The organism is Flavobacterium enshiense DK69 (assembly GCF_000498495.1).
GTDB lineage: Bacteria > Bacteroidota > Bacteroidia > Flavobacteriales > Flavobacteriaceae > Flavobacterium > Flavobacterium enshiense.
Window position 1 is genome coordinate 1 of the sequence record NZ_AVCS01000013.1, and the last position, 19,806, is coordinate 19,806.

General features: G+C 37.6%; 18 protein-coding genes. 5 read left to right on the forward strand and 13 right to left on the reverse strand.

The genetic code is table 11. The features are described 5' to 3' along the window. The 7 genes from FEDK69T_RS08840 to FEDK69T_RS08870 form a co-directional block, all read right to left on the reverse strand. Positions 1 to 2,465 (reverse strand): hypothetical protein (locus tag FEDK69T_RS08840; RefSeq protein ID WP_155959278.1); only part of this gene is annotated, 2,465 nt, incomplete at its 3' end. Between the two features lie 316 nt (positions 2,466 to 2,781). Beyond that, a complete protein-coding gene (locus tag FEDK69T_RS08845; protein WP_035630636.1) occupies positions 2,782 to 3,825 on the reverse strand; it encodes an o-succinylbenzoate synthase in 1,044 nt (347 codons plus the stop codon). Positions 3,826 to 3,943: 118 nt separating this feature from the next. Continuing rightward, positions 3,944 to 4,621, reverse strand: a complete 678-nt coding sequence (locus FEDK69T_RS08850; RefSeq protein WP_023573810.1) for a metal-dependent hydrolase — start codon at positions 4,619 to 4,621, stop codon at positions 3,944 to 3,946. 17 nt (positions 4,622 to 4,638) lie between these two features. Then, positions 4,639 to 5,532 (reverse strand): 1,4-dihydroxy-2-naphthoate octaprenyltransferase, encoded by an 894-nt coding sequence (gene menA, locus FEDK69T_RS08855; RefSeq protein ID WP_023573811.1) that lies wholly within the window; start codon positions 5,530 to 5,532, stop codon positions 4,639 to 4,641. 41 nt (positions 5,533 to 5,573) lie between these two features. Beyond that, entirely contained in the window at positions 5,574 to 7,088 is a 1,515-nt protein-coding gene (locus FEDK69T_RS08860) for a PH domain-containing protein (protein WP_035630588.1), read from the reverse strand. After that, positions 7,081 to 7,617 (reverse strand): PH domain-containing protein, encoded by a 537-nt coding sequence (locus FEDK69T_RS08865; RefSeq protein ID WP_023573813.1) that lies wholly within the window; start codon positions 7,615 to 7,617, stop codon positions 7,081 to 7,083. The genes FEDK69T_RS08860 and FEDK69T_RS08865 overlap by 8 nt, the downstream gene beginning before the upstream one ends. Positions 7,618 to 7,791: 174 nt before the next feature. Then, positions 7,792 to 8,631 (reverse strand): 1,4-dihydroxy-2-naphthoyl-CoA synthase, encoded by an 840-nt coding sequence (locus FEDK69T_RS08870; protein WP_023573815.1) that lies wholly within the window; start codon positions 8,629 to 8,631, stop codon positions 7,792 to 7,794. Between the two features lie 70 nt (positions 8,632 to 8,701). Between FEDK69T_RS08870 and FEDK69T_RS08875 the strand changes: the two genes are divergently transcribed. From FEDK69T_RS08875 to FEDK69T_RS08885, 3 genes are all read left to right on the forward strand, one after another. After that, complete coding sequence (locus FEDK69T_RS08875) at positions 8,702 to 9,820, forward strand: C1 family peptidase (RefSeq protein ID WP_035630586.1); 1,119 nt, start codon at positions 8,702 to 8,704, stop codon at positions 9,818 to 9,820. Between the two features lie 112 nt (positions 9,821 to 9,932). Further along, positions 9,933 to 10,130 (forward strand): hypothetical protein, encoded by a 198-nt coding sequence (locus FEDK69T_RS08880; RefSeq protein WP_023573816.1) that lies wholly within the window; start codon positions 9,933 to 9,935, stop codon positions 10,128 to 10,130. A gap of 329 nt (positions 10,131 to 10,459) precedes the next feature. After that, entirely contained in the window at positions 10,460 to 11,644 is a 1,185-nt protein-coding gene (locus FEDK69T_RS08885; protein ID WP_023573817.1) for a serine hydrolase domain-containing protein, read from the forward strand. Between the two features lie 68 nt (positions 11,645 to 11,712). Here FEDK69T_RS08885 and ygiD read toward each other — a convergent pair whose 3' ends face one another. Together ygiD and FEDK69T_RS08895 are read right to left on the reverse strand one after the other, a co-directional pair. Then, complete coding sequence (gene ygiD / locus FEDK69T_RS08890) at positions 11,713 to 12,546, reverse strand: 4,5-DOPA-extradiol-dioxygenase (RefSeq protein ID WP_205622833.1); 834 nt, start codon at positions 12,544 to 12,546, stop codon at positions 11,713 to 11,715. 131 nt (positions 12,547 to 12,677) lie between these two features. Then, complete coding sequence (locus FEDK69T_RS08895) at positions 12,678 to 13,505, reverse strand: CvfB family protein (RefSeq protein ID WP_023573819.1); 828 nt, start codon at positions 13,503 to 13,505, stop codon at positions 12,678 to 12,680. A gap of 110 nt (positions 13,506 to 13,615) precedes the next feature. Here FEDK69T_RS08895 and FEDK69T_RS08900 point away from each other — a divergent pair, with 110 nt between their 5' ends. Continuing rightward, positions 13,616 to 15,148 (forward strand): radical SAM protein, encoded by a 1,533-nt coding sequence (locus tag FEDK69T_RS08900; protein WP_023573820.1) that lies wholly within the window; start codon positions 13,616 to 13,618, stop codon positions 15,146 to 15,148. 27 nt (positions 15,149 to 15,175) lie between these two features. On the opposite strand, the gene menD is transcribed toward FEDK69T_RS08900, so the two are convergent. The 3 genes from menD to FEDK69T_RS08915 form a co-directional block, all read right to left on the reverse strand. After that, the gene (menD, locus tag FEDK69T_RS08905) at positions 15,176 to 16,846 is read right to left on the reverse strand and encodes a 2-succinyl-5-enolpyruvyl-6-hydroxy-3-cyclohexene-1-carboxylic-acid synthase (RefSeq protein ID WP_023573821.1); all 1,671 of its coding nucleotides are present in this window, start codon (positions 16,844 to 16,846) and stop codon (positions 15,176 to 15,178) included. Positions 16,847 to 16,908: 62 nt separating this feature from the next. After that, positions 16,909 to 17,580, reverse strand: a complete 672-nt coding sequence (locus FEDK69T_RS08910) for a hypothetical protein (RefSeq protein WP_035630584.1) — start codon at positions 17,578 to 17,580, stop codon at positions 16,909 to 16,911. A gap of 110 nt (positions 17,581 to 17,690) precedes the next feature. Beyond that, positions 17,691 to 18,389, reverse strand: coding sequence for a hypothetical protein (locus FEDK69T_RS08915; RefSeq protein ID WP_035630582.1), 699 nt, complete (start codon positions 18,387 to 18,389; stop codon positions 17,691 to 17,693). Positions 18,390 to 18,533: 144 nt separating this feature from the next. Here FEDK69T_RS08915 and FEDK69T_RS08920 point away from each other — a divergent pair, with 144 nt between their 5' ends. Then, entirely contained in the window at positions 18,534 to 19,028 is a 495-nt protein-coding gene (locus tag FEDK69T_RS08920; protein ID WP_035630580.1) for a GNAT family N-acetyltransferase, read from the forward strand. Between the two features lie 99 nt (positions 19,029 to 19,127). Here the strand turns inward: FEDK69T_RS08920 and FEDK69T_RS08925 are convergent, their stop codons facing one another. Continuing rightward, positions 19,128 to 19,712, reverse strand: coding sequence for a glutathione peroxidase (locus tag FEDK69T_RS08925; protein WP_023573825.1), 585 nt, complete (start codon positions 19,710 to 19,712; stop codon positions 19,128 to 19,130). Positions 19,713 to 19,806 lie beyond the last annotated feature (94 nt).

The following is a 19,806-nucleotide window of genomic DNA, read 5'->3' on the forward strand; positions in this document are numbered from 1 at the left end:
CTGGTACATGATCCAGTATTGGCAGCCGTACTTCCACATAATGCATCATTGCTCCAACGCATCGATACTGTATAGCAGCCCGGCGTTGTTCCTGATGAATTGCTGGTACCCCATGTTGTTCCGCCATCAAAACTATACTCAAGCGTAAAGCCTGTTGCAGATGATGGTGAATTGGTCACCGTTATTGCAGCACCGCAGGTGCTTGCTGATGATAATGTCGGGGTTGGTGGTGTCGACGGATAAACGATTCCTGTTGCTGACCCGCTGGTACATGATCCAATATTGGCAGCCGTACTTCCACATAACGCATCATTGCTCCAACGCATCGATACTGTATAGCAGCCCGGAGTTGTTCCTGATGAATTGCTGGTACCCCATGTTGCTCCTCCATCAAAACTATACTCAAGCGTAAAGCCTGTTGCAGATGATGCTGAGTTGGTCACCGTTATTGCAGCACCGCAGGTACTTGCTGATGATAATATCGGGGTTTGTGGTGTCGACGGATAAATGATTCCTGTTGCTGATCCACTGGTACATGATCCAGTATTTGCAGCCGTACTTCCACATAATGCATCATTGCTCCAACGCATCGATACTGTATAACAGCCTGGCGTTGTTCCTGACGAATTGCTGGTACCCCATGTTGTCCCGCCATCAAAACTATACTCAAGCGTAAAGCCTGTTGCAGATGATGGTGAATTGGTCACCGCTATTGCAGCACCGCAGGTACTTGTTGATGATAATATCGGGGTTTGTGGTGTCGACGGATAGATCAATGCATTACTTGCATCCGATGCTCCACATGGAGCTTCAGCACCTGCTAACGTTCCGCCACAATTTGCCGTCAGTACATATCTTGCCTTCATCGTATAACAGCCAACTGTTGTGATTGATGTATTCAATGTCCCCCAAGTTCCGCCATTATCAAAACTATACTGACGGGTAAAGCCTGCTACATCCGTTAAGGCCGGTATCGTTAAGGCTGCATTGCAAGTATTCGTTACTACGGGAGCGGATGGCTTCGAAGGGAAGACTACAAAACTCTTTGTATCACTACAACCACCGGTGGGTGTTGTATATGTTACGGTAAAACAACCAGCAGTAGATGGAGTAAATAAGCCACTAGTCGCATTAATTGAACCACCTCCGCTAACCGACCATGTGCCACCTGTGTTTCCACCGGTTTGGATGAATGTAACATCACCTCCGCCAATACATGCGTTAACAGTAATTATTGTAGGTGTTGTACAAGATACAGGAATTGGATTCACAGTAAAAAAATCACTTACAGCCGAAGCCAAAGCTGGCGTACCACCACTTACTGAAGCCGTTAACTGCTTAATTCCGGCTGTGCTTATTTGTAAATTACTATATGTTACCACTCCGTCTCCGCCTCCGCCATTATTACCTATGTTCAAGGATGTAGTTCCAGACAAAGTTCCATCACCTGAAGTTTTGGTAATAACAACATCTCTATTGTTCCCTAAACCACTTGTCACCGGATGTCCAAACTGATCCTGAGTTTCTACTACTGGCTGTTGAGCAAAAGGAGAGCCGGCTGTTGCCCCTCCCGGTTGGGTTGTAAAAACCAACTTAGAGGCGGTCCCAAGTGTTTGTGTTAGTGAAATAATATTTACAGGAGATGTTAAAGTCTCAATTGTACCAGTAAACCCTAAGGTAACAATTCCAGAATTTGGAAGAGTTGCTCCATTTGTTGAAATGATTTGAACACCAACAATTGTAATTTCATCACTACTAATAGTACCACCTACTGTAACTGGTATCGTTATAACTGTAGGAGATAAACTTACTGTACCAAACCCAGTTATATCATCTGCTCCACCACTTGTTTCACTAACAGTAACAGTACCCGCAGTAGTTCTGAATTGCCAGCCACTTGGTGCAGTTAAAGTAATTTGATTAAAAGAGGTTTGAAAATCATTATTACCACTTGAATTATTATTCTCACGTAATACAATATTACCAACATTTGTAAATGTTGGTGTAGCTGCATTTTGTGCATTATCAGCTGAAATACTTTGTAAAACTGGCAAAACCCCAGCTCCACCTACTGTAATAGATGCATCATCCGTAAAAAACACTTCATAACTAAAACCGGATTCCATACCATTGGCGATCAGCAAAAGTGATGCTCCTAATTCGTACTGAGTAACAAACCATGAAGCATTGAAATTGCCAGAGTTGTCCGCTGTAATAGTCCAAGGAAGATGGGGGTTGGGAGTTCCGTGATCGGGTATGGGTTCCGTCAGGTGATCCACTCTTAAGTTAATTACTTCATTTGGTTGCCAACCAGTTCCAGTAATATAAACTGTTTCCCCTGGCGCATAATCCAAATCGGCTTGATCAAGCGTTACGGTCTGCCCAAAAGTGAGCGTCGAAAACAACAGACTCGTGAGTAATATCAAACTACTCCAATACCCTTTTGTACGTAATAATGTTTCCATAGTTGTGGTATTTATTAAACAATAAACTCTATTTAAGACCATAACGAAATTGTTACGGTTTAGTCGTAAGTAAGACTTGCAAGGAATAGCGACAAAAATATCCGTCCGATCCCTAAAATCGATAAATGGGGTAAACTTGTAGAGGTTTAAGTGCCCGTTGTGGTATTTGAGCACTTTTAAACCAATTGCAGTAAAAATTCGATAATTTGAACTCTAATTTAGAATTATGTTTTGTAAGAATCTTAACAAGACGTTAAGTTTTCGATAAAAGGAATAAAAAAAACTGCATAACGCAGTTTTATAAGTTCAGGTTCTATTAAAAATTTAATTTTGATGTATCCCAATTTTTATGCTTTTCATACCAGAGTTGTCCGCTTTTGACTTCCAGCGGGCAATCAAAATTATTGGTATAAAGTGCGCCGGTTCCTAAGCCCTGTGGCATTGGATTTTGGAGGGTGTAGGTCCATTGCGCGATGGCATTTAATCCTATGTTGCTTTCCAGAGCCGAAGTTATCCACCAACCGATTTTATATTTTTCGGTTAAGGCAATCCACTCTTGTGTACCACGGAATCCTCCCACTAGACTCGGCTTTAGAATGATGTATTGTGGTTTGATTTTTTTGAGTAATGCTTCTTTTTCTTCTAGGGAAAACACGCCTATTAACTCTTCATCCAAGGCGATAGGAAAAGGCGTCGATTTGCATAGCTCTGCCATCGTGTCAGTATTATTTTTAGCAATAGGCTGCTCTATGCTATGTAATTCAAACCCAGCCAACTGATTCAATTTATCTAAAGCGTCATCTGAAGAAAAAGCACCATTCGCATCGACTCTGACTTCAATGGTTTGGGCATCATAATTACTTCGGATGAAACGTAATAAATCCAGTTCTTTCTGAAAATCTATGGCTCCGATTTTGAGTTTTATGCACTTGAATCCGCCGGCTAATTTTTCGTCGATTTGATGTTTCATGAACACCTCATCGCCCATCCAAACCAAGCCGTTTATAGCAATACTTTCTTTGCTTTCTGTAAAGGCAGACGGAAACAACAAAAACGGATTTTCAGCCTCCAGCGACAAAAAAGCCTGTTCGATTCCGAATTGAATGGAAGGGAATTCCATCATGGCTTCCCAAAGTTTGTCTTTTCCCAAATGGATGTTCTGGCAAACCCATTTTAGTTTTTCTTCATAATCCGGTCGATCGTCACAACTTAATGTTCGCAGAATTCCGCACTCGCCTATTCCCTTTTTTCCATCCTTTTCCAGAATGATAAACCAGGTTTCTTTTTCGGTTAAAACACCACGGGAGGTTCCCGAGGGACGTTTGAAATTGAGTAGGTATTTTTGGTAGGTTGCTTTAATCATTAACTTTACAAATATGAAAATGGTTTCTCCTTTAGCCCCGATTGCAGTGGCACGAAGTAAAACGGAAAGCGGGAATATGGTCTGCAAACTAGCACAGACCATCCGCTCCTAAAAATTATAATTCTATTGAAGCTCCTATTTCCAAAAGCATCAGGTCTTTGCCTTTGTCGAAGAACTTTTTGATAGCTTCCTCGTGGTTGATTACGATAAATCCGAATGTGTCATAATGATATCCTAAAACCTTATCACATTCAAGAAAATCGGAAGCGATGATGGCATCATCAACATTCATAGTGAAATTATCTCCGATTGGCAGAATGGCCAAATCAAGTTTGGTGCGCATCGGGATAAGTTTCATGTCCATCGTTAAAGCCGTATCGCCAGCGATGTAAATATTTTTGTGTTCGCCTTCGATTACGAATCCGCCCGGCTGACCACCGTAACTTCCGTCGGCAAAAGAACTAGTGTGGATAGCGTTTACATATTTTACGGTTCCGAAATCGAATTTCCAGCTTCCGCCGTGGTTCATCGGGTGGTAATTCAAACCTTTGTGACCGAAATGCGTAGCGATTTCATAATTGGAAACGATCGTAGCCTTGGTTCTTTTTGCAATGGCTTCCACATCGAGAACGTGATCCTGATGCGCGTGCGTTACCAGGATATAATCCGCTTTTAAAGTATTGATATCGATATGAGACGCTTTTGGATTTCCTGTGATGAACGGATCGACTAAGATGTGTCTGCCGCTTACTTCAATTCCAATACAGGCGTGACCGTAAAATGTAATTTTCATGATCTTATTTTTTTTGATTAGTAGAAGAATACCAAAGTTAATGAAAGGAGAATTGCCAAAGCAAATGTTCCCAAGGCGACTTTTTTCAGTTCAGGATCGAAATCGGTGTACGTTTTTGCCTTCTGAACCGTTTTCAGATGTCGGAACATAAGAACTGCGATAAATAAAGCGGCGAAATAGTTTATTCCCACCAAAAAAGAAAAAACAACAGTTGCTAAAACTGCTATAACTACTATTGTGTAATGATAGTATTTCGCAGTCTGCAAGCCCATTTTTACCACTATTGTGTTCTTGCCCGAATTTCTGTCGTTTTCGATGTCACGCATGTTGTTCAGGTTTAAAACGGCAACACTCAGTAAACCTACAGCAACAGCCGGTAAAACAAGAATCCAATCAAACTGTTTTGTAAAGAGGAAATTAGAACCCAAAACACTTACCAGTCCGAAGAAAATAAAAACAAAAACATCGCCGAACCCACTGTAACCGTAAGCACCTTTTCCAACTGTATATTTAATGGCTGCGATTATTGAAGCGATCCCCAAGAAGAAAAAAAGCAACGAATAACCGAAGTTTTCTTTTCCGAAGGAAATGTAAATCAGCGTCACAGCTGAAATCAGCGATAAAACTGCTGTAATAATGATTGCCTTTTTCATTTGATCCACGGAAATGGCTCCGCTTTGAATTGCACGTTGTGGCCCTACCCTATTTTCATTATCTGTTCCTTTTACACCATCTCCGTAATCATTGGCAAAATTGGAAAGCACCTGAAATCCTAAAGTTGTTAATAAGGCAAAAACGATAATCAGTGAATTTTCAAACCCCTGAAAATAAGCATAAGCACTTCCTACAATTATTCCCGAAACCGATAACGGTAACGTTCTCAGCCTTGCGGCTTGTATCCATTTTTTCATTTATAATAATTCAAATTCTTTATTGTGTATTTAAAACAACATCACATCCAGTTTTTCTTTGTGGTTTCCACCTGATACAACCACATATTAACCAGTTCTTTTATCTTGGTATAATTCCCCAGATGAAAGGATAAATCCCCTCCTGCCGTAGTTATCGTGACACTTCCGACATTGGCTCGTTTATGCCAGAAAAACTGACTGACTTTTATCGCCTGGATCTTGTGAGGTTCGATGATTTCGTTGTCGATATCCCAAGCGCCGCTTTGTCTGATAATGTACTGTTGATTCACAAACAAACGGTAGTTCCTGAATCCGAAGTAAAGCAGCAATCCAACAAAAACCAGATAAAAAGGCAGGATTAAGATATAATCAAACACTTTATCGTCTGTTGTAAATCCGTATCCAAAAACTATGGAAACCGGCAGGATAATCAAAAAGAAGGACGGAAATAATAATTTTCTGAAATTAGGTTTGAGCTTCACTCCTTTTTCCGGAATCTGTCCGAACAAAAGTTTAAGGATAGCTTCTTTTTCAACCTCATCACAGCCCGGAATTTCTATAGCTGATTTTTTATTTTCTTTCTCTGATTCACTTCCCGATGCCTGTTTGATTTTGAAGTTCAGCACATCCATTTTCTTTTGCAGCCAGTTCTGACTCAAAGCAACAATCTGCACCTTATTAGGTTTGATGATTGTACTTTTGGTAGTCAGTAACCCGTATGAAAGCAACAACGAATTGTTTTGCTTTGTCATTTTGAAATCAAAATATCTAATAACTGTACGAAACAGGTTTATCGTCAAAATCAGAAAAAATACAACGGCAATTAAAATCATAGCCGAATATAGCGCCATATTCTGATTGATATAGTTTTCGATTTCAGCATCTACTTTATCCATGGTATGAGAATTTTGAGCCAGATTCTGGATATTCTCAAATACCGTGAAGAAAAATGCGAGCAATAAACCGAAACTGCGAACATAATTGGAAGTGATTCCGATTTTTACCAGACTTAAAAAACTAATAGCTATAAAAGGTTTTTCAGTTTCTGTCTGTGTAACATCTAAAGGTTGTTCGTGTTGTGAAGCCTTTCTTGATTCTGCCAGTAACTTATCTTTCAAAGCAATAGCCAAATCATGGGAAATGGCGCGAATGGAAACTTCCTTTTTTGAACTCCCTGCCGTATCAATGTCCAATGCGTGAACACCGATAACTTTTTGAATCAGCGACTGATTGATGTTTACCTGCTGGATTTTATGCAGTTGGATCGCAATTTTCGATTTATTCAAAACCCCTTCATGAATAATGAATTCGTCGTTTTCTTCATCGATGTGGAAAGTAAAATTGAGGTACTGAAGATAAGCAATAATTCCGACTACCAAAACGACTCCGATAACCCCCAAGCCCAGATACAGCTTGTTCATTTCGTTGAACTTAAACAACCAAACTACCAAAAGAGGCCACAAACCGCGAACAATCTTTCGGAGTGTATCGGCAAACATTACCAAAACACCAATCAGGGATTGCCGTTGGGGAAGTGTAAAATCGGAACTACTCATTCTCAACATCAGTATTAGTCATATCAGAGGTTAACTTTGACATCAGTAATTGCTTGATGTTTTGCGCTTTGTCTTTTTCAATTCCGGGAATTTCGATATCGCTGTCACCTCCTCCGGCTGTAAAAATCTGTATTGAAGTCAGTCCGAACTGTCTTGCTATGAAACCTTCATGCAAAGCAACGTGCTGTACGCGGCTGTAAGGAATAATCGTTGTCGTTTCGGCAATTACTCCGCTTTTATACAATACATCATGCTGACGAAAAGCGAAGCCTCGTTTTTTAAAACTAAGTTTTCCGAATCCGACAGAAAGTAAAAACAAAAGAAAGGCAGCTGCATAAAACAAATACCAGTATCCCCGGGCTTCTTCATTAAAAAACAAAAAGATTCCCAGCCCCAGGCTCATCATCGAAAGGAAAATAAAATTACCAATAAGGATGATTTTCCAATAATCTTTATGCAACGGTAAAAACGAAACTTCCTCAAACTTGGGAAGTTCCGTGATATTTATGGTTTCGTTGGTAAAATTCAATTTTGATCTTTTTTTAAATCACAGGGGATGAGTTGTGAGGGATAAGCTTTAAGGGATAAGCAGGATAGTATATAAGTTTTTCCTTTTCCTTTTCCTTTTCCTTTTCCTTTTCCTTTTTCTTTTCCTTTTTCTCTTTTCTCTTTTCCTTTTTCTCTTTTCTCCCTTATCTATCTATTAAGGAATGTATTTCTTCTCAAAATTAGGTTTGCGTTTTTCAAGGAATGCATTACGACCTTCGATTGCTTCATCCGACATATACGCTAAACGAGTAGCTTCACCGGCGAAAACCTGCTGACCTACCATACCGTCGTCGGTAAGGTTCATGGCAAATTTCAGCATTTTGATAGAAATAGGCGATTTTTCAAGGATTTCCTGCGCCCATTGATACGCTGTATCTTCTAATTCGGCGTGAGGAATAACTGCATTTACCATTCCCATTTCGTAAGCGTCCTGAGCAGAATAATTTCTGCCTAAAAAGAAAATTTCACGGGCTTTTTTCTGTCCGACCATTTTTGCAAGATAAGCCGAACCGTATCCTCCGTCGAAACTCGTTACATCAGCATCTGTTTGTTTGAAAATTGCGTGTTCCTTGCTTGCCAACGTTAAATCGCAAACCACATGTAAACTGTGTCCGCCTCCAACAGCCCATCCCGGAACAACAGCAATAACCACTTTCGGCATAAAACGGATCAGTCGCTGTACTTCCAGAATGTTTAACCTGTGATAACCATCATCTCCAACATACCCTTGGTAACCGCGTGCTTTTTGATCACCACCGCTACAGAATGACCATATTCCGTCTTTAGAAGAAGGCCCTTCAGCCGAAAGCAAAACCACTCCAATTGAAGTATCTTCGTGCGCATCGTGGAATGCCTCTAAAAGTTCTTTCGTCGTTTTTGGTCGGAACGCATTGCGGATATCCGGGCGATTAAAAGCAATTCTTGCCACCCCGTCGCATTTCTTATAAGTTATATCTTCAAATTCTTTTACTGTTTTCCAGTTAATTGCACTCATGTTTTCAAATTTAAAACGTAAAAATAAACCATTTTTTGCATTATATTGCGCTTTCAAAAAATTAAAAACAATGAAAAAAATATTTGTTTCAGCCGCTTTGCTAGGTTTGATTTTCACTGCAAATGCTCAAAAATATGAATTCCAAACGGTTAGCGATTTAGAATCGTTACCGGTTATCAGTCAGGGACAAACAGGAACCTGCTGGAGTTTTTCGACCACTTCATTTTTAGAATCGGAAATCATCCGTCTTACGGGTAAAAAAATCGATCTTTCGGAAATGTATCAGGTACGAAACACCTATCCGAAAAAGGCGGAAAATTATGTAATGCGTCAGGGGAAATCGCAATTTGGCGAAGGCGGATTGGCGCATGATGTCATTAATTCGGCAGCGGATTATGGTTTGGTACCCAATTCGGTTTACAGCGGTTTGAATGGCATGTCCGAGAACCACAACCACACTGAAATGGTTGCCGTTATTGAAAGTATGCTGAAAACTTACGTAGATAATCCGGCAAAAAAACTTTCAACTACCTGGAAAAAAGCAATCGATGCGATGTTGGATGTGTACATCGGAAAAAACCCGTCGGAATTTACTTTTGAAGGAAAGAAATACACGCCGCAAAGTTTCATGGCGATGGCAAAAATCAATCCGAAGGATTATGTAACGGTTACTTCGTTTACCCATGTTCCTAATTACAAATCATTCATTTTAAATATTCCGGACAATTTTTCAAATGGAAGTTTTTACAATCTTCCGTTAAATGAATTTATGGCGACTATTGATAACGCTTTGGCAAACGGTTATTCGGTTGAATTGGATTGCGACGTTAGCGAGCCTACTTTTTCCGGAAAAAGCGGTGTAGCTGTTATCCCTGCCAGTGATGAGGATGCTAAAACTATTTTAACCGAAATCAAGCCTGAAAAGAACATCACGCCTGAATTCCGTCAGCAGGAATTTGAAAATTTAACTACTACCGATGATCATTTGATGCATATCGTAGGAAAAATGAAAGACCAAAAAGGGAACATATACTATAAAGTAAAAAACTCCTGGGGAACGGATGAAAAACGAGTGGCAAACGGCGGTTACGTATATATGAGCGTCGCTTACATGAAATTGAAAGCAATTTCTGTCTTGGTACACAAGGATGCTTTACAGAAAAACACTGCAAAAAATTTAGGTGTTTAAGTGCAAAAAAAAGAAGCTGATTTTTAAAGAAGATAATTATAAATTTCGTAATTTTAAGTACTTCTTTCACAAGAAGTTAGTTCACTGATTTATTAATTAAAAAAGTTATTCTTTGAAAAAATCTGTAATTTTTGTCGCTCTTTTATCTGTAGTATTATTTACAAGTTGTAAAAAAGATTCTGAAGTTAAACCTGAGGAAACAACTGAAGCAGTCATGGAAGAGCAGGTAGATTCGGTTGCAACTGACAGCATTAAAACTGACGAAGTAGCACCTGTGGAAGTGGCGGGAGATACATTGACTAAAAAATAAGTCAAAGACTTTAGAAGACATTTTCATAAAACCACAGGTAATGACGTGAATGTTGGATTAATGTGATGATGAAGTTTCAACACTCTGCTTAAAGACAAAGAAATTTTAAAACAATTGAGGTTCAGCGCTATTTTTCAGCTGATGCAATTGTTAGAATTTATTTTTAATAAAACAATGAGGCTAACCCAAAAGGTTAGCCTTTTTGTTATATCGGAATCAGTGTCCCTTCTGCGACTTTTAACAAATTGTGACTTTTAACAAATTTAATTCGTTTTGGGATTTTGTAAATAGCTTGGGTTATTTATATTTGCCCTTTACCAATAATTACAATGAAGATTTCAAGATATATCCCTATACTTTCACTTTTTATATTTTTCAGCTGCAATGGAAAAGACGGAAAAAACGGCAACAATCAAAACGACACTGTCCTTTTAGCCGAAAAATACGAAGTCAGCTTTCCAAAACTGGATTCAAGATACACTGAAAAAGAAAGAGCCTTTGTAGAAAACTTCTACAACAAACACTACAATCCCAAGGATTTCAGTGGTGGATTTTTAGTTGCCAAAAACGGACAGATCATCTACGAAAACTACAGCGGTTATGCTTATAAAGAAAAAAGCGACAAAATTAACGCTGATAAACCTATTCACATTGCTTCGGTAAGTAAAACGCTGACGGCCGTTTGTGTATTAAAACTGGTTGACGAAGGCAAAATCAAGCTGGACAACAGTGTAAAAAACTATCTTCCGAGTTTCCCTCACAAGGAAACAACTGTCCGTATGTTATTAAACCACCGAAGCGGATTACGTAACTATGCTTACTTTACAGATGACAAAGGCGTTTGGAACAAAAAACAAACATTGACCAATCAGGATGTTTTGAACCTTTTGGCTACAAAACCAATCGGATTGGAATCAAGACCCGGAACCCGTTTTGGCTACTGTAACACTAATTACGCTTTATTGGCATTAATCATTGAAAAGGCAACAGGTAAAAAATACTCAGCTGCAATGAACGAAATGATTTTCAAACCACTGGGAATGAAAAACACTTTTGTTTTTGATGATTTAAAAAAGAAAGACGAGGTTAGCCAATCGTATAAAAACAATTATTTACGACTAGCCTTTGAGTTTTTGGATCAGGTATACGGAGATAAAAATATTTACTCTACGCCGAGAGACTTGCTGAAATTTGAAACAGCTACGTATTCCGATGCTTTCTTAAGCAAGAAAATGAAAGCCGAAATGTTCAAAGGATACAGTTATGAAACCAAAGGACAACGCAATTACGGACTTGGAATCCGTATGCTGGAATTTGAAACTGGACAGAAATATTTCTTTCACAATGGTTGGTGGCACGGTAACACTTCTTCTTTAGTGACTTTAAGAAAAGAAAATGTGACTATCATTTCGCTTTCAAACAAATACACGCACAAAACATATCAGACCAAAAAACTGGCTGCTCATTTTGGTGATTATCCTTTTAAATTTAAAGAGGATATCGGTGCAGAATAATCATCAGAGTAGGAAACAAATACTATTAAAAAACAGGGATCAAAAATGTTCCCTGTTTTTTTTTATAATTAACCTATTTTTACTGAAGTCATCGTCAACGAACCACCAACGGCTTTATCGTTGAAGAAACTGATTTCATCTTTTTTATCCTGTAACGCTAAAGAATACAGCATCGGATAATAATGATCTGGAGTTGGAATCGCCAATTTTGCCGCTTTGTCCAGAGTCTCATAATCGATTAAGGCTTTGTGATTTCCGTCGGCAATTTTACTTTTGAAAATCGAATTAATTTCAGTTGCCCAGTCAAAACCATATTCGGGTTCGTTCAACTTATCCCAAGCCACCATTCTCAGATTATGTACCATATTTCCGCTGCCTATGATCAAAACCCCTTTTTTGCGAAGCGATGCCAGTTGTTTTGCCAATTCATAATGATATTCCGCCGGTTTACTATAATCAATACTTAACTGCAATACCGGAATATCCGCTTCGGGATACATATGACGAACTACGGTCCATGTCCCGTGGTCTAACCCCCAGTCGTGATCTAAGCCAACATCAGTCTTTGTAATTAATTGTTTTGTTGCCAGGGCCAGTTCCGGATTTCCCGGCGCCGGATATTGTACTTCGAAAAGTTCCTGCGGAAAGCCTCCGAAATCATGAATCGTCTTCGGCTGGTTCATAGCAGTAATATGAGTCCCTCTGGTTAACCAATGGGCGGAAATCACCAGAACTGCTTTCGGTTTCTCAATTTTCTGTCCCATTGCTCTCCAGGTTTGCGAAAACTGATTGTCTTCGATTCCGTTCATCGGAGAACCGTGACCAATAAACAAAACCGGAAGTTTTGTATCTTCTTCGCTTAACTCTTTTGTCCAGTTATAAAATGGTTGTAACGTTGCCATAACCGCTCCTCCTATTATCGTTTTAATAAATTCTTCTCTTTTCATTACTATACAATAATTGTATATACAAATGTAATAATAAAAACAAACTGAAACTAGTTTTTAAGCAATTTTAACAATAAGCAATTGATTTACAACAGGTAGATCCCGTCGTCTTTAATATCAATGAGTTTTTGTTTGTAAAGCGTTCCGATGGCTTTTTTAAACGTTTTCTTACTCATTTGAAGTACGGTTTTAATATCTTCAGGATGTGAATCATCATTTAAACGAAGAAAACCGCGGCTGGCTTTCAATTCATCCAGAATGGCCTGAGCAGAAGCATCAATACGCTCCATACCGAAAGGCTGGCGGGATACGTCGATTTTACCGTCAGGGCGGATAGTTTTAATGAATCCGACAATTCGGTCTCCGGTACGCAAATCTTCGAAAACTTCGTTCTTATACAAAAGTCCTTTATGTTTTTCGTTGATGATTACATTGATTCCGACTTCCGTGATATGAGAGACAATCAAATCAACCTCATCCCCTACGTTAACGGTAATATTTTTATTGTCCAGGAATTGATTGGTTTTACTGGAACCTACTAAACGCTTGGTCTTTTCGTCCAGATACATGTAGACCAAATAGCGTTTCCCCTGCTCCATCGGACGTGCCTGCTCTTTGAACGGTACGAACAAATCCTTTTCCATTCCCCAATTCATGAAGGCTCCGAATTTGTTGGTGTAATTCACCCTAAGCAAAGCGAATTCATTAAGAAAAATATACGGTTCCAATGTAGTGGCAACAGGACGTTCCTCATGATCGAGGTATACAAAAACGGCAATTTCATCACCAATTTTAAAATCTTCGGAAACGTATTTGTTTGGCAATAAAACATCATCGGTCCCGTCAGTTAGATATAAACCAACTTTAGTATCTCGGGCAATTTTAAGCGTATTGTATTTTCCTATTTCGATCATTTCTCTAATATATCTGGTTTGCAAAGATACAAACTAGTTTTAACATCTGATTTCAGGAAACAATAAACGTCAATATATTTAGTTTAGAAGAAAAATAGTACTTTTATACGATGAAAAAAATAAGTTTGTTTATAGTTATAATTTTGCTCAACAGCTGCTCCAGTTCGATCAGCCCTTATTTTGAATCGAACAAATACATCAACGAAGATAACTGGGTAATAAATGACAACCTCCAATTTTCGCATGAATCCTATGGGGATGTAAATTTCCTCAAAGACAAATCTTCCTTAAAAAGACATTTAAAAACAGCTAAATTTCACTATGACAATATCTTGGTTTATGGCAAAACCTGGATAGACCCAATTTATGAATACTATATTCTGGTTGATTCCAAAAAAACTCTGAATAAGAGCGCTGATTATTTCCAGAAAGACACTTTAATCAATAATCACAAATTTACTTTCATAGGAATTCCTTTAGATAAACATAATCCGGCTGATGACTTCAACAAGTTATCCAAAAAAATTACCTCCGGAACCGATTACACAAAAAAACTCCCATCCCTTTTTGACATTATCCGTTCCAATAAATCATCCAATCAGTTTTTGAAAGGCTTAACCGAATTCAACAATTATCCTTCTCATACAAAAGCGGAAAACTGGAACAAATTACAGATGCAGCTTACTTTTGCTTCTTTTTTAGGGCAAAACAACACTTATAATAAACTCATAAAACAATGGAGTCCAAACAAAACCAATGACACAATTGCTGCGCTTATAAAACAAAAATCCATCAACGGATTACAAGATGTCGAAAGAGAAATTCTGGAAATTGCAAAGGATGAAAAAATAATCATGTTTAATGAAAATCATTTTTATCCGAACCACAGAATTCTTGTAACCCAACTGCTGCCGGATCTAAAAAAAGCAGGTTTCAACTATATTGCACTGGAAACCTTGGCTGAAAAACAGGACAGCATTTTAAACAATGGTGGCAAGCTAGATATGGAAAGTGGTTTTTATACTCGTGAACAACATTTTGCTGAACTCATCCGAACGGCTCAAGAATTGGGTTTTCACTTTGTAACTTATGAGAATTTTGAGAAGGTAAAAGACAGGGAAACCAGCCAAGCTGACAACCTTTACAACGCCACTTTTGCAAAAGACAGTAATGCCAGAGTATTAGTATTGGCAGGGATTTCACATATCATGGAAGAACCTGATTCTAATGAAAAAAAATGGATGGCAGCCCTTTTTAAAGAGAAATATGGAATAAACACTATTACTTTCTCGCAAACCGATTTAAATTCTTATTCAAATTTAACGGAATCTGTAACTCTATTAAAAAGCGTTGACTTGGACAAAAAATACCAAACCACGGATTATAAAATCATCAACAACCTTCCATTTAAAGAAAACAAAGGCAATTTCAGCTATAAGAACAACCATTCCAAAAATGTTCAGGCAACATTGTATTTCGATGAAGAATTGCTAAAATCAACAGATTATTCCAAAAAAGTACCATACAGATGTTATTTATTGGAAAAAAACGAAACGTTTTCCATGACATTGTCCAATTCAAAAATGAGACTGATGGTCTTTGACGAAGACGGAAAAATGCTTGAAAACAAAATTGTAAACTAACACTAATACATCTTTAATTTTCCGGCATTACTTATAAATTTCTTCCGTCACTAAATTTTTAAAATAATTCAACAACACTTGGTTGTTAATTTCAGTTGGAGTGAAAATTTCAATTATCGACGGTTTTTCGGCTGCCGAAAACATTTTCATTTCAACGTTCAATTCTGATTCATTACCGCATTTGAAATAGTCGAAACCGTACATTTTTGCCAGATGTTCTGCGGTTAATGCATGTGATGTTTCAAAGAAAGTATTGAAAACAGCTGTTTCCTGGTGTCCGGGCAAAATCCTGAAAATTCCCCCTCCATGATTGTTAATAAGGATGATTTTGAAATTTTGCGTAATATAACTGTTCCAAAGCGCATTGCTGTCGTAAAAGAAACTCACATCACCGGTAATCATGACCGTAGGTTTTCCGGACGCCAAAGCCGCTCCAATCGCTGTAGTTGTACTTCCGTCAATACCACTCGTTCCTCGGTTACAAAAAACTTCTATGCTTGGATGAATATCAAACAGCTGGGCATAACGAATTGGCGAACTGTTGCTTATTTGCAGCTGACTGTTCTCTGGCAGCATCGGAAGAATTTTTTCAAATACCTTCATATCCGAAAACGGAATCGTTTTAAGATACTTATTGTGCATTTGTTTTCGCATCGCTTTTAAATCCATTGCCATCTGTCGGTAATCACTTTCCGTTGGATTCACCTTGGAAAGAAATTCATTGAAAAACACATTCGGACTCACTTCAAAATGCTGTGTCAGACAACCGAAAGTATCATAAGCCCTGTGCGTATCAACATGCCAATGTTCATTGGGCTTGTACTTCCGAATAAATGCTTTGATTCGTTTTGAAACTATCATTCCGCCAATTGAAACCAGAATTTCAGGCTGAAAAGCTTTGAAATCTTCATCGGTAAAAGGCGTGATAATGGTATCTATGTTGGGGATAAAATCCGGATGATGCACATTCGAAGTCACTTCGGTCATAACTACAACTGAAGGATCATTTGCCAACTGATTTAAAACCGCTACATCGATTTCATTTGGATTATTTACACCGATAAGAATCAGTTTCTTTTTAGCAGTATTCCATTGATTTACGAAAACGTCCAGATTTGACAATTGCTTTTCGTCTTTTTGACAATCAACAACAACCGGTTGTACCGAAAGCTCTCTGACCGTTTCGTATAAAGGCTCTTCAAAAGGTGCATTAATATGAACCGGACCTTTTTGAATTATTGCTTCATTAATGGCTTGATTGATTTTCAGATCGTTTTCTTCTGAAGCTTCTTCACTTAAATTGGCACTGAAAAGAATATGGTTTTGAAATACATTTTCCTGACGAATGGTTTGTCCGTCACCAATGTCGATTTTACTTTTAGGACGGTCGGCGGAAATCACAACCAATGGAATCTGACTGTAAAACGCTTCCGCTACGGCCGGGTAATAATTAAGCAATGCAGATCCAGACGTACAGACTAGAGCCACCGGTTTTTGCTTTTGCTGTGCCATTCCCATTGCGAAAAAAGCGGCACAACGTTCGTCGGCAATACTATAACAATTAAATTCGGGATTACTGGCAAACCCAATGGTTAACGGGGCGTTTCTGGATCCTGGTGAAATTACAACATCGTGAAGATCTTTAGCTTTGCAGATTTCGATTAAACTTTGAGCTAAAGGTATTTTTGGGTAAATCATTTTTAAGACTGCTAAGTCACAAAGATACAAATATTAAGATGCTGGAAAAACACAAAGTCTTCTTATCTGGAAAGCAGTTTTTCTTCTTCATGCATCATCATGAATTTATAGAAAGTATAATGTGAAATACCGTAAGACAAAATCACCATTTGATAAATCCCTTCGTTTTTAATATAAAATTTATTGATGAAAAATGCAGCTATCTGAATGATAAACAAAATGGAACTAATGAGCAGCCAGAAGTTTTTTCGCCCCGAATTATTTACATAGTTGATAATGGCAACTCCTCCGATAAACGAAGTCAAAAAAGCATTTAAAATCCATATATAATAAGTATCGCCCAGAAATGATACAACAATTTCGATTATATAGAGATAGATAACAAAGAAAGGAATAAAAGCTATACTTACGGCTTTATAGTTTTCTCGGGTAACCAGGCCTAAAATCAGCAAAACCATAGACAATTTAAAAAGCATGGATGAAAAAGTCGCATAAATAAAAGCCTGAGGCGTATCAAAATAAAAAAAAACGGACGCGGATTGATACAAAGCCAATCCAATGATATAAAGAGGGTTTCTTTTTACAGAAGTTACCAAGTACAGAATTAATAAAATCGGAATCCTGATAAACCAAAAAACTTCTGTCATTTCCTCAATGCTCATCAAAGAAAACAAGCTGAACAGGAAAAGATTCAGAAAATAAATAAACAGTAATATTTTAGTAATGTTTTTCAAATTCCGCTTCCTTTAGCATTTTTACATTAAAAATAGCGATTAAATGTTAAATATTCTTACATCTATACTATTTTTGTCACAAAACATCCTTACCCAAGTATTTAATATTTTTATTTTGATTGGTTGTTGGTTGAATTTTCTTTTTCTTCATGCATAATCATGAATTTGTAAAATGTGTAGTGTGAAATACCATAAAAAAGAATGATCAGTTGCAGAAACACCTGCTGCTTCAAATAAAACTTATTGATAAAAAAAAGACCCGTCTGTACTACAAACAATAATGCGCTTATCAACAGCCAAAAACTCTTTTTACTCGCTGTAGTAATAAAATCAGACACAGCTAAACCTCCCAAGAATGCTGTTAGAAATCCATTCATCACCCAAGGATAATGCCCATCCCCAAGTGAATCTTTTACTAAGTCAATCAGATACAGGTACACAAACAAAATAGGCAATGCTGTGATGATAATTATTGTCCATTTTTTTTCATCGACAGCCTTATAAACCAAAACAAAAAGCAAAAATTTAAAGACAACGGAAGCCAAAACCCCATACAACAAACTTGCTTCAGAATTAATTCTGAAAGAAACCACCGAGACCTGAAAAAAAAGCAAAGCAAAAAAATATATATAATTCCATTCTTTAGAAGAATAAAAATAAAGAACTATAAGAATCGGAATTCTAAAAAATCCAATGATCTCCTTAAATGTCTGAAAATCTAAATAAACACAAACGCTGTAAATTGCAATCACAGCAAAATACAGAATACTTAACCAATTGATTACATTATTTTTAGTTTGAAAAGTCATACATAAAGTTACGTTTTTTTTAAAAACATTTCCATTTCTATTCTTTCGAAAACAACTCCACTTCCTACCAGTACCCACATATAATCTTCTTTCTTTTGAGTTGTACATTATTATCGTTAAATTTGATAAGTAAAACCAATCAAAATGAGCATTAGCATCCGTCCCGCAACTGTTGAAGACATGGCTTCCGTTTTGGAGATTGTCAATCATGAGATTTTGAATTCAACTTCAATTTATGACTACGAACCCAGAACTCTGGGACAACAGGTAGCTGTTTTCAAAGACAAAAACGACCATAATTTTCCTTTTATTGTTGCCGAAAAAAATGACAAGATTGTTGGTTTCGGAACCTATGGCCCATTCCGGTTTAAGGAAGCTTATAAATTTACTGTTGAACATTCTGTATATGTCCATAAGGATTATACCGGAAATGGCATTGGCTCAACCCTTCTGAAAGAATTAATCGAAATGGCGAGATTGCAGAAAATGCATGCGATGATTGGCGTTATTGATTCCGAAAACACCGGGAGTATTTCTTTTCATGAACGACAAGGTTTTAAAAGAGCAGGACAGCTTAAAGAAACCGGTTTTAAATTTGACCGTTGGCTGGATTCCGTATTTGTGGAACTTATTTTATGATATATTACTTGGCCGAAATTTAAATCGGCACTACAATAAAAAAGCCAAAACTGACTATTCAATTTTGGCTTTTTTCATTCTTATCGTCTTATTAAGACATTATCCTTTTATCCAATCGACTATTTCCTGATTATCCGGTAACACTCTTGGACTGATTACATTTACAAGTTCGCCTTTTTCGTCAATCAGGTATTTTTGGAAGTTCCATTCCACCTGACTGTCTTCCAAACCGTTTTTAGCTTTCTCGGTCAAAAAATGGTACAACGGATGCATATCGTCTCCCTTAACCGAAATTTTTGCCATCATTGGGAAAGTGACTCCATAATTCTTGGTACAGAATGATTTAATCTCTTTGTTGTTTCCCGGTTCCTGGGCACCAAAATTATTGGCCGGAAAACCAACAATTTCAAAACCAAGGGCTTTATATGTTGAATATATTTTCTGCAATTGCTCATACTGTGGTGTCAGTCCACATTCGGAAGCGGTATTGACCACCATGATTTTCTTTCCTTTTAAGGTAGCGAAATCAAAGGTATTTCCTTCGATATCCTCTACTTTAAACTGATAAATATTCTGTTTCATGATTTTGTTTTTTTCTGCTTTTTCTGTTGTTTTATTAGTTTGTTTTTGTCCATAACAAACCGGAATAAACAACAAGCCGATAGCTATAATTAAGTTTTTCATTTGTTCTATTTTTTATAAAATTAATCAAATTGACGGTTTTCAAATACTTTACAGCTGTAAATTTTTGTTAACAAAAAACCCACAATCTTTTGAT